The 10,451-nt window shown below is 71.2% G+C and carries 10 protein-coding genes; 6 read left to right on the forward strand and 4 right to left on the reverse strand.

Translation table 11 applies throughout. From position 1 onward, the window contains the following. Positions 1-22: 22 nt before the first annotated feature. Entirely contained in the window at positions 23-1,141 is a 1,119-nt protein-coding gene (locus tag SZ60_RS05595) for a mannose-1-phosphate guanylyltransferase (protein WP_043594415.1), read from the reverse strand. 96 nt (positions 1,142-1,237) lie between these two features. On the opposite strand from SZ60_RS05595, the gene SZ60_RS05600 reads away from it, so the two are divergent. The 5 genes from SZ60_RS05600 (at position 1,238) to SZ60_RS05620 (ending at position 6,096) form a co-directional block, all read left to right on the forward strand. Then, positions 1,238-2,380: a glycosyltransferase family 1 protein gene (locus SZ60_RS05600; RefSeq protein WP_043594416.1), complete on the forward strand. Its 1,143-nt coding sequence runs from the start codon at positions 1,238-1,240 to the stop codon at positions 2,378-2,380. A gap of 185 nt (positions 2,381-2,565) precedes the next feature. Further along, positions 2,566-3,018 (forward strand): succinate dehydrogenase, cytochrome b556 subunit, encoded by a 453-nt coding sequence (gene sdhC, locus SZ60_RS05605; protein ID WP_082059901.1) that lies wholly within the window; start codon positions 2,566-2,568, stop codon positions 3,016-3,018. A gap of 4 nt (positions 3,019-3,022) precedes the next feature. After that, positions 3,023-3,472, forward strand: a complete 450-nt coding sequence (gene sdhD / locus SZ60_RS05610; RefSeq protein ID WP_043594417.1) for a succinate dehydrogenase, hydrophobic membrane anchor protein — start codon at positions 3,023-3,025, stop codon at positions 3,470-3,472. A gap of 58 nt (positions 3,473-3,530) precedes the next feature. Further along, positions 3,531-5,339, forward strand: coding sequence for a succinate dehydrogenase flavoprotein subunit (gene sdhA, locus SZ60_RS05615; protein ID WP_043594419.1), 1,809 nt, complete (start codon positions 3,531-3,533; stop codon positions 5,337-5,339). A 1-nt stretch (position 5,340) separates the two neighbouring features. Next, the gene (locus SZ60_RS05620) at positions 5,341-6,096 is read left to right on the forward strand and encodes a succinate dehydrogenase iron-sulfur subunit (RefSeq protein WP_043594421.1); all 756 of its coding nucleotides are present in this window, start codon (positions 5,341-5,343) and stop codon (positions 6,094-6,096) included. Positions 6,097-6,193: 97 nt separating this feature from the next. On the opposite strand, the gene SZ60_RS05625 is transcribed toward SZ60_RS05620, so the two are convergent. After that, on the reverse strand, positions 6,194-6,541 hold the full coding sequence (locus tag SZ60_RS05625; RefSeq protein WP_043594422.1) for a hypothetical protein: 348 nt from the start codon (positions 6,539-6,541) through the stop codon (positions 6,194-6,196). After that, positions 6,541-7,680, reverse strand: coding sequence for a DUF6177 family protein (locus tag SZ60_RS05630; protein WP_156155500.1), 1,140 nt, complete (start codon positions 7,678-7,680; stop codon positions 6,541-6,543). Before SZ60_RS05630 ends, SZ60_RS05625 begins: the two co-directional genes overlap by 1 nt. Positions 7,681-7,869: 189 nt before the next feature. On the opposite strand from SZ60_RS05630, the gene SZ60_RS05635 reads away from it, so the two are divergent. Next, positions 7,870-8,613 (forward strand): hypothetical protein, encoded by a 744-nt coding sequence (locus SZ60_RS05635; protein ID WP_043594426.1) that lies wholly within the window; start codon positions 7,870-7,872, stop codon positions 8,611-8,613. A gap of 42 nt (positions 8,614-8,655) precedes the next feature. Here SZ60_RS05635 and ptsP read toward each other — a convergent pair whose 3' ends face one another. Further along, entirely contained in the window at positions 8,656-10,305 is a 1,650-nt protein-coding gene (ptsP, locus tag SZ60_RS05640; protein ID WP_082059902.1) for a phosphoenolpyruvate--protein phosphotransferase, read from the reverse strand. Positions 10,306-10,451 lie beyond the last annotated feature (146 nt).

Consider the following 10,451-nt stretch of genomic DNA (forward strand, 5'->3'; position numbering starts at 1 on the left):
ACGTCCACGACTCCTGACGAGCTCAGAGGACGTCGCTGCGCCCGCTCAGCTTGAGGGCGTCGACGACGCTCTTGACGCGTTGCGCGTTCGCCGTCGTCGTGACGAGCAGCGCGTCGGGGGTGTCGACCACGATGATGTCGTTGACGCCGATCAGCGAGATCAGCCGGCCGCTGTTGCCGACGACGATGCCGCTCGAGCTGTCGGCCAGGACGCGGGCGTTCTCGCCGAGGATGGCCAGGTCGCTCTTGCGACCGCCGGCGTGCAGCTTTGCGATGGACGCGAAGTCGCCGACGTCGTCCCAGTCGAAGTCCCCGGGCACGACGGCCAACCGGCCCGCCGCAGCCGCCGGTTCGGCGACCGTGTAGTCGATGGCGATCTTCTCGAGGCCGGGCCACACCTTGTCGACGACGGCGCCGCGTCTCGGGGTGTCCCACGCGTCCGCGAGCTCTTCGATGCCCTCGAGCAGGTCGGGCCGGGTCTCGCCCAGCTGCTCGAGCAGCCGGTCGGCGCGCGAGATGAACATGCCGCCGTTCCAGAGGTAGTCGCCTCCGGAGACGTACCGTTCGGCCGTCTCGAGGTCGGGCTTCTCGACGAAGGACTCGACCGTGCGGGCGCTCGGTGCCCCCTCGATGTCGAGGGGAGCCCCGACGTGGATGTAGCCGAACCCGATCGCGGGCTCGGTGGGGGTGATGCCGATCGTGGCGATGTATCCCTCGTCGGCGGCGACGATGGCCTCGCGAACCGCGCGACCGAAGCCGCGGGTGTCGGCGATGACGTGGTCGGCGGCGAACGAGCCGATGATGACGTCCGGCTCGCGCCGACGGAGCACGGCGGCGGCCAGACCGATGGCCGCGGTGCTGTCCTTGGGCTCGCTCTCGAGGACGACGTTGTGGTCGGCGAGCCCGGGCAGCTGCGACTCGACCGCCGCACGGTGCGCCCGACCGGTGACGACCATGATGCGCTGGTCGCCGTTGAGCGGGGCGAGACGGTCCCAGGTGCCGCGCAGCAGGGTCGAGCCGCTGCCCGTGAGGTCGTGCAGGAACTTCGGCGCGTCGGCCCGGCTGAGGGGCCAGAGCCGGGACCCGATGCCGCCCGCCGGGATGATGCTGTAGAACCGGTCGAGGCTTTCCTGGATCGTCATGCGTTCACCTTATCGACGCCCCTCCTCCATGCCGCCGATCCCCTCCCGCCACCGTCGCCGGTGAGGCTCGTGGCACGAGCAGTCCGAGGAGGACCGATGCGAGTCGTGATCGTGACCGAGAGCTTCCTGCCCACCGTCAACGGGGTCACCACGAGCGTGCTGCGCGTGCTCGACCACCTGGCCCGACGCGGGCACGAGGCCCTGGTCATCGCCCCGGCCGGGCGCGGGACCACGAGCTACGCCGGCTTCCCGGTCCACCGGGTGCCGTCGGTCGCCTATCGTCAGTTCCCGGTCGGCCTGCCCAACCCGCAGGTCGCGGCCGCCATCGCCGGCTTCCGACCCGACGTCGTGCACGTCGCCTCGCCGTTCCTGCTCGGCGCCCAGGCCATCGCCGCGGCCGCCCGCCTGGGCGTGCCCTCGGTGGCCGTCTTCCAGACCGACGTCGCCCGGTACGCGGGGACGAACGGCCTCGGGCTCGGCTCGGCCGTCGCCTGGCGGCTCGTTCGCCGCATCCACGACCAGGCCACGACGACGCTGGTCCCCTCGCGCGCCTCCCTCCGCGACCTCGAGACCGCCGGCGTGGGGCGGCTCGCGACCTGGGGCCGGGGGGTCGACTCGGCCCTGTTCCACCCGAACCGCAAGTCGGGCGACGCGGTCCGTGCCCTGCGCGAGAGCTGGGGCGCACCCGACCGCGTGCTCGTCGGCTACGTGGGCCGCCTGGCCCCCGAGAAGCAGGTCGAGCGGCTCGCCGCCCTGCGCCCCCTGCGGGAGGCGCGCCTCGTGGTCGTCGGCGGCGGCCCCTCGCTGCCCGCCCTGCGCCGCCGGCTGCGGAACCTCGACCCGGTCTTCACCGGCCCGCTGCACGGCGAGCAGCTCGCCGACGCCTACGCGGCTCTCGACGTCTTCGTGCACACGGGCTCGACCGAGACCTTCGGTCAGACCGTGCAGGAGGCCCACGCCAGCGGACTGCCGGTCGTGGCCCCGGCCGCGGGCGGCCCCCTCGACCTGGTGCGGCACGGCGTCGACGGGTTCCTCTTCGACCCCCGGCACGACCACTCGCTCCGCCGCAGCGTCCGCACCCTGGTCTCCTCGGACGAGCTGCGGGCCCGCTTCGGAGAGGCCGGGAGGCGCGTGGTCGTCGGACGCACGTGGGAGACCCTCGGCGACGAACTCGTCGAGCACTACCGACGCGCGATGGCGAGCGTCCGCGACGGGGCCGAGCGCGCCTCCGTCCGCTGATCGCGACGCGGGCCGACGGGTCCGTCTTGTCTCGACGTCGAACGACTTCGGCGGGGCGGGGCGGCGGCCCCGCTCGGCGGGAACATAGACTGGACAGGTTCTGAGAACGCCACCAGCGGACACGGCTGTCCCTCGTACCGACCGAGTGAGAGCGTCGTCCGCCCCATCCGCGAGGAGAAGTGCTCATGGCCGAGCAGTCGACGGGAACGGTCGCATCACCGGCAGGCAGACCGGGTGCACCGAAGATCAGTGCGCCCAAAGCGCCCGGGAAGATCGCCGGCACCCTCTACCGGGGCCGTGAGGGCATGTGGTCGTGGGTGCTGCACCGCATCACCGGCGTGAGCATCTACTTCTTCCTGCTGGTGCACATCCTCGACACCGCCCTCGTCCGGATCAGTCCCGAGGCCTACAACGCGGTCATCGGCACCTACAAGAACCCGATCATGGGGCTCGGCGAGACCGGCCTCGTGGCGGCGATCCTCTTCCACGCCCTCAACGGGTTGCGGATCATCCTGATCGACTTCTGGGGCCCGGGCACCAAGTACCAGCGCGTCATGTTCTGGATCGTCATCGGCCTCGCCGTGGTCCTGTTCGCCGGTTTCGCGCCGCGCCACCTGATGAACGTCTTCTCGGAGTAGAGCCATGACCACCCAGACCGTCGAAGCCCCGCGCTCCGCCCGCGCGGCCCAGCGCTCCACCAACTACGAGAAGTGGGGCTGGATCTACATGCGAGCCAGCGGCCTGCTGCTCGTCGTGCTCGTGTTCGGCCACCTGTTCATCAACCTGCTCGCGAGCGAGGGCGGCGTCAAGGCCATCGACTTCGCCTTCGTGGCCGGCAAGTGGGCCAGCCCGTTCTGGCAGGTCTACGACACCCTCCTCCTCTGGCTCGCGCTGATCCACGGCACGAACGGCATGCGCACGATCGTCAACGACTACGTGTCGAAGCCCACGGTGCGCAAGGTGCTGCTCGTCACGCTGATCGTGTCGACGGTGGTCCTGCTCGTCCTCGGCACGCTCGTGATCTACACGTTCGACCCGTGCCCCGCGAACGCCCCGGCCGACCTGCTGCCGTCGTTCTGCACCGCCGGCTAGCCACCCGGCCCACCGTCCACTCCGGCCCCCGGCCGCACGTCCCCCACCGGAAAGAACCGTGACCACACCCTCCCCCGCCCCCGCCAGCACCGTCGTCGACGGCGTCCACTACCACCAGCACGACATCGTCATCGTCGGGGCCGGGGGTGCGGGCATGAGGGCGGCCATCGAGGCAGGCCCGAACGCCAGCACCGCGGTGATCTCGAAGCTGTACCCGACCCGTTCGCACACCGGGGCGGCGCAGGGCGGCATGGCTGCGGCCCTCGCCAACGTCGAGGACGACAACTGGGAGTGGCACACCTTCGACACCGTCAAGGGCGGTGACTACCTCGTCGACCAGGACGCCGCCGAGATCCTCGCCAAGGAAGCGATCGACGCCGTCCTCGACCTCGAGAACATGGGCCTGCCGTTCAACCGCACACCCGAGGGCAAGATCGACCAGCGTCGATTCGGCGGCCACACGGCCGAGCACGGCAAGAACCCCGTCCGCCGGGCCTGCTACGCCGCCGACCGCACGGGGCACATGATCCTGCAGACGCTGTACCAGAACTGCGTCAAGCACGGCATCAACTTCTTCAACGAGTTCTACGTCCTCGACCTCATCATGGGCGAGATCGACGGCGAGGAACGTCCGGCCGGCGTCATCGCCTACGAGCTCTCGACCGGTGACCTGCACGTGTTCCAGGGCAAGGCCGTCATCTTCGCCACCGGTGGCTTCGGCAAGATCTACAAGACGACGTCGAACGCGCACACCCTCACGGGCGACGGCGTGGGCATCATCTGGCGCAAGGGCCTGCCGCTCGAGGACATGGAGTTCTTCCAGTTCCACCCGACCGGCCTCGCCGGCCTCGGCATCCTGTTGAGCGAAGCCGCCCGCGGTGAGGGTGCCATCCTGCGCAACAGCGAGGGCGAGCGGTTCATGGAGCGCTACGCCCCGACCATCAAGGACCTCGCACCCCGCGACATCGTGGCGCGCTGCATGGCCACCGAGATCCGCGAGGGCCGGGGCGCCGGGCCGCACAAGGACTACGTCTACCTCGACATCACCCACCTCGACCCGGCCGTGATCGACGCCAAGCTGCCCGACATCACCGAGTTCGCCCGTACCTACCTCGGCGTCGAGCCCTACACCGAACCCGTGCCCGTGCTGCCGACCGCCCACTACGCCATGGGCGGCATCCCGACGAACGTCAAGGCCGAGGTGCTGCGAGACAACACCACGGTCGTGCCTGGCCTCTACGCCGCCGGGGAGTGCGCCTGCGTCAGCGTGCACGGGTCGAACCGTCTCGGTACCAACTCGCTGCTCGACATCAACGTCTTCGGCAAGCGGGCCGGCAACAACGCCGTCGAGTACGTGAAGGACGCCCCGTTCGTGCCCCTTCCGGCGGACCCCGCCGGCTTCGTGCGCGGTCTGGTCGAGGACGTCCGCAACGCCACGGGCACCGAGCGCATCGCGACGCTGCGCAAAGAGTTGCAAGACAGCATGGACCGCAACGCCCAGGTGTTCCGCACGGAGGAGACGCTCGACGAGGTCACCCACGTGATCGCCGACCTGCGCGATCGCTTCAAGAACATCTCGGTGCAGGACAAGGGCAAGCGCTTCAACACCGACCTGCTCGAGGCGATCGAGTTGGGCTTCCTGCTCGACCTCGCCGAGGTCGTCGTCTACTCGGCACGCTCCCGCCAGGAGAGCCGTGGCGGACACTTCCGCGAGGACTACCCCACCCGCGACGACGAGAACTGGCTCGTCCACACGATGGCCTACCTGACCGGCGACGCCCACTCGTCGTTGGCCGGCGACCACATCCGGCTCGACACCAAGCCCGTCGTGATCACGAACTACCAGCCGATGGAACGGAAGTACTGACATGAGCACCGCTGTCCTCGAGAACAAGCCCCAGGGCTCCGACGCCGTCCCCACGTTCACGGCCACCCTGATCATCCGTCGTTTCGACCCCGAGGTCGACGACGAGCCCCGCTGGCAGGACTTCGACGTCCAGGTGCTGCCGACCGACCGTGTGCTCGACGCCCTGCACCAGATCAAGTGGGAACAGGACGGCTCGCTGACCTTCCGCCGCTCGTGCGCCCACGGCGTCTGCGGCTCGGACGCGATGCGCATCAACGGCCGCAACCGGCTGGCCTGCAAGACCCTGATCAAGGATCTCGACATCTCGCAGCCAATCTACGTCGAGGCCATCAAGGGCCTGCCGCTCGAGAAGGACCTCGTCGTCGACATGGAGCCCTTCTTCCAGTCGTACCGTGAGATCCAGCCGTTCCTGATGGCTTCGTCGAAGCCCGAGAAGGAGCGCCTGCAGAGTGCCACCCAGCGCGAACGCTTCGACGACACGACCAAGTGCATCCTCTGCGCCGCGTGCACGTCGAGCTGCCCCGTCTTCTGGACGGACGGCCAGTACTTCGGCCCGGCGGCGATCGTCAACGCGCACCGCTTCATCTTCGACTCCCGCGACGAGGGCGCCCAGGTACGCCTCGACATCCTCAACGACAAAGAGGGCGTGTGGCGTTGCCGCACCACGTTCAACTGCACCGAGGCGTGCCCGCGTGGCATCCAGGTGACCCAGGCCATCGCCGAGGTCAAGCAGGCCGTGTTGCGCGGTCGCGCCTGACGGCGACGCACCGACCTGAGAGGGCCCGACCACCTGGTGGTCGGGCCCTCCTGGTCTCACGCGTCGTCGCGGCGCGTGGGCGAACCCCGATGCGCGGTCAGTCGTCCTCGACGATGCAGGCGGCCTCGAGGCCGAGAGCGAGGCGCAACGCGACCGACACACCGGTCTCGCCCTCGTCGCCCATCGGGGCGACGGCGTCGATCCAGAACACCGGGAGGCGCACCGAAGGAGGGTCGGGCAGCAACCGATCGAGCTCGCCCGCCTCGGTCAACTCGGCCGCCTGGTAGACGGTGAGCAGGGGCACCCCGCCCACCCCGAACACCTGGAGGGCGTCACCGCCGTCGATCTCACGCACGCCGAGAGACCCGTCGACAGCATGGGCCGCGGTGGCGAGATCGAGCTGGTCGTACACGTGCGGACTCAGGATGGTGATGTCGCGGGGCATCAGACCTCGTCTTCGGCCGATGGCTCGGTCGCGGCCTCGATGTCGGCCGCGGCCCCGGTCGAGCTCTCGTGCAACAGGTCGAGTTCGTGCAGGTCTTCCTCCCACGCCTGGAGCAGCGGGCTGGCGACGAGTTGGGCGAGCCGTTCGGGGCCGACGGCCTCGAGGGTACGGTGCAGGGCGTTCCAACCCGAGGTGGCCGCGTCACCCAGCGGGACGACGAATGCCGGCAAGCGAGGACGGCCGACCACCACGACGGGCCGGTCGGCGTCGAGGGCGGAACGTTCGAGACCGAGTCGCCGGACGGACGGCGCTCCGATCAGCAGGGCGACCGGGTTCGGCGGCGGATAGGTGACTGCCCGGACGCACCGGTCGGACTCCCCCTCGCGGGCGATGACCAGGGCGAACGTCGGCAGCGACGACCGGGCGATGTGGTCGAGGGCGTCGGTCAGTCGCGCGATCGCGTCGTCGAGCGACCCCTCGGTCACGTCGACCGTCAACGCCGTGGTCTCTTCGATGCCGTGGTCGGTGACCCGCGCGGTGATGGTCGCCGAGAGATGCGGCCCCTCGACGACGACCCGGACGGTCTCGGGCGCCTGGTGACGCGCGTGCTGGGTGAGGACCCACCGGTCCCAGACGTGCCCGAGGGGCTCGGTCGTCCCCCAGCGGGTCGGGACGGAGCCCGAGACGGCCGCTCCCAGGGTCTCGACCGCGCCTCCGAGGCTCGTGTCGTGGGACGCCCGGTGCAGCACCGTGAGGTCGACGCTGAGCTGGCAGGTGGTGTCGACGGCGTCGGCGATGACCGGCAGCCGCTCGGCGGCGGGCACGGCGACGGCGGAGGCATCCGGTTCGGTGGCCGCGGCGTCGACGTCCTCGTAGGGGACGCCCGTGAGGCCGTCGCGAAGAAGGTCCTGGTCGTCGTGGACCGCCCAGACTCCCCCGGCGGCGACCAGGGCTGCCCGGAGTCCGACCGTGAGGCGCGACCGTTCACTGGTGACCAGCACGACCCGTCGACTCGTCGCGGGTCGACCGAGGAGGTCCGCGAGCGGACGACTGAGTCGGACGACGCGGGCCCTGCTGTCGACCCGGACGGCGCGCGACGTGATCGCGTCGACCAACGGGTGTCGGATTGGGGTGCCCACCCGTCGATTCTGCTCCGTGCCGGACGGCCGCGACCGGATGCACGGCGGACTCGGATCAGCGCGGCCCGTGACGCCCGCCGCGGCCTAGGCTGGGTCCCCGTCATCGCCCCCGACCCTCGAGAGGCACGCCATGCACGACGTCCGACGTCTCGACCGACGACCCCGCCGGTCCGATCCGCGAGCGATCTCGTGAGGCGACGCCCGTACCGCAACGGCGAACGCCCCGACGACCAGCGCGAACGCCGTCGCGCGTTCGCCGCCGCCGTCCGCACGAGGCCGCCCCTGCGCCCCACCGCCGACCGCGAGCTCGGCCGGGCCCTCGCCCGCCTCGACGAGCTCGTCGAGAAGACCCTGCTCTCGGGCGACCACGACCGCCTGCTCGACGAGACCCGTGTGTCGGTCTGGCCGCGAGAACTCGACGCCGTCGTCACGGTCGTGGTGGACCGGCTCGATCCGCCGCCGTCGGTCGACCGTGCGGCGGTGGCCGCCGCCGTCGCGGACAACCTGGAGGCGCGGTTCGGCCTGCGTCCCGGAGCATCCCCCACCGAGAGGTCGGTGGTCCTCTGGCAGTCCGTGGCCGGCGCCGATTCGCGACTCGCCGAGAACGGGTGGGAACGTGACGTCCTGTCGGACGACCGGGAGGCGCTGGCCGAGTTCTTCGCGTCGGACGGAGACCCGGTGCGGGCGCGCCTGACGCGGTCATCGGGTCGGTTGCACCTCGAACTACGGGGCACGAACGCGCCCGTCGGCGACCGGTCGTCGTCGTACGCCGTGCTCTCGCGGTCGAGTGCACTCGTCCTCGTCGACGATCCTCGCGGACTCGTCTCGGTGCTCGGCGAGAGCACGGCCGGCGCGCTCCGCGACGTGGTCGTCGCCTGGGGCGAACTCGCGGACCACCTCGACGAACGTCGCACCGAGACCGACTCGCGCTGAGGACGGGCGGCGGTCGACCCCGGGGCCGACCGCCGGAACGGGTCAGACGGTGACGGCTTCGGCGGCCTGACGCGCGCCCGCGGCGGTGGTCGCCGCGACGGCGGCGGTCGCGAGCGTGCGAGCCTGCTCGAGGGTGTAGCGCGAGAGCTCCAGCCGCACGTCGGCCAGTGCGGCCGGCGTCATCGAGAGCGTGGTGGCCCCGAGTCCGACGAGCACGACGGCCAGCAGCGGGTCGGCGGCGGCCTCGCCGCAGATGCCCACGGGCTTGCCCGCGGCCGCGCCGGCGTCTCCGAGCGACTTGACCAGGCGCAGCACGGCCGGGTGCCAGGGGTCCTGGTAGGCCGCGACGGAGCCGAGCATGCGGTCGGCCGCCATCGTGTACTGGGTCAGGTCGTTCGTGCCGACGCTGACGAAGTCGGCGGTGGCGAAGATCTGGTCGGCGAGCACGGCGAGCGAAGGGACCTCGGCCATGACGCCCACGGTCTTCAGTCCGAGCTCGCGTCCGAGGGTGACGAAGTACTCGGTCTCTTCGGCGTCGCTGACCATGGGTGCCATCACCCAGAGGTCGGCGGTGGTGGCGGCCTGCGCCGCCGCGAGGGCCGTGAGCTGGTCGCGGAGGATGTCTTCTTTGACACGGAGGGCGCGGAGGCCCCGCAGGCCGAGGGCGGGGTTCTCCTCGTGGGCGTCGTTCAAGAAGCTGAGCGGCTTGTCGGCGCCGGCGTCGAGGGCGCGGACGACGACCTTCTTGCCCGGGAAGGCCTCGAGCAGCGCGGTGTAGCTCGCGGTCTGGCTCTCGACGGTGGGCGCGGAGGAGTTGCCGAGGAAGAGGAACTCGGTGCGGAACAGGCCGACGCCCTCGGCACCCAGCTCGATCGCCCCCGCGGCCTCGGCGGGCGCGCCGAGGTTGGCGAGCAACGGGACGACGTGGCCGTCGGCCAGGGCACCGTCGGTCAGGGGTGCGGCGGCCGCGGCGGCCCGGTCGGCGATGCGCTTCTCGGCGTCGGCGACCTCGTCGGCGGAGGGGTCGACCGTCACGACGCCGGTCGCGGCGTCGGCCACGACGACGGTGCCGTCGGCCAGGTCGAGGGCGCCGGTCACGCCGACGATCGCGGGGATCGACTTCGACCGGGCGAGGATGGCCGTGTGGGACGTGGGCCCGCCGTCGCGCGTGACGAGCGCGAGCACCTTGTCGAGGTCGAGCAGGGCGGTGTCGGCGGGCGCGAGGTCGGGCGCGACGAGGACGAACGGGGTGTCGCTCTCGGGCACCCCCGGGGCCGGGACGCCGCGCAGCGAGGCGATGACGCGCTGCGCCACGTCGCCGAGGTCGGTGGCTCGCTCGGCCATGTAGCCCCCCATGCCGATCAGGAGGTCCTGGAAGGCGGAGAACGCCTCGTGCACGGCGCGTTCGCCGGTGCGACCGTCGTCGATGCGGGCCTTGACGTCGTCGGTGAGGGTGGGGTCCTGCGCCATCAGCGACTGGGCGTCGAGGACGTCCTTCGCCTCGCCACCGGCTTTCTCGCCCCGGGCCGTGAGGTCGGCGGCGACGGCGGAGAGTGCCGTGAGCACGGCGTCGTACTCGAGGGCCGCGTCGGCCGTACGAGGGTCGGTGCCCGGCTCGGGCAGCGGATCGGGCATCTTCCTGACGGGGCCGACGGCCACTCCACGTCCGACGCCAACGCCCTGTAGTGCCACGGTGAACCTCTTCGAGTCTCGATGATGGGGACGTACGGCACGACGCCGGGCACGCCCACGGTCGGTCCATCGTAGACGGAACGCCCGGACGTCCGGTCTGCACCGTCGCCGGCGCCGATCCCGGTGCTCCGGACCGCCTCGCGCGG

The organism is Frigoribacterium sp. MEB024, from assembly GCF_000878135.1.
In the GTDB taxonomy this organism is placed as follows: Bacteria; Actinomycetota; Actinomycetes; order Actinomycetales; family Microbacteriaceae; genus Frigoribacterium.

What these genes read in the sequence shown, in the direction of transcription:
- SZ60_RS05595 (WP_043594415.1), bottom strand. Translation starts at nt 1,141, where the DNA reads ATGACGATCCAGGAAAGCCTCGACCGGTTCTACAGCATCATCCCGGCG.
- SZ60_RS05600 (WP_043594416.1), top strand. Translation starts at nt 1,238, where the DNA reads ATGCGAGTCGTGATCGTGACCGAGAGCTTCCTGCCCACCGTCAACGGG.
- sdhC (WP_082059901.1), top strand. Translation starts at nt 2,566, where the DNA reads ATGGCCGAGCAGTCGACGGGAACGGTCGCATCACCGGCAGGCAGACCG.
- sdhD (WP_043594417.1), top strand. Translation starts at nt 3,023, where the DNA reads ATGACCACCCAGACCGTCGAAGCCCCGCGCTCCGCCCGCGCGGCCCAG.
- SZ60_RS05620 (WP_043594421.1), top strand. Translation starts at nt 5,341, where the DNA reads ATGAGCACCGCTGTCCTCGAGAACAAGCCCCAGGGCTCCGACGCCGTC.
- SZ60_RS05625 (WP_043594422.1), bottom strand. Translation starts at nt 6,541, where the DNA reads ATGCCCCGCGACATCACCATCCTGAGTCCGCACGTGTACGACCAGCTC.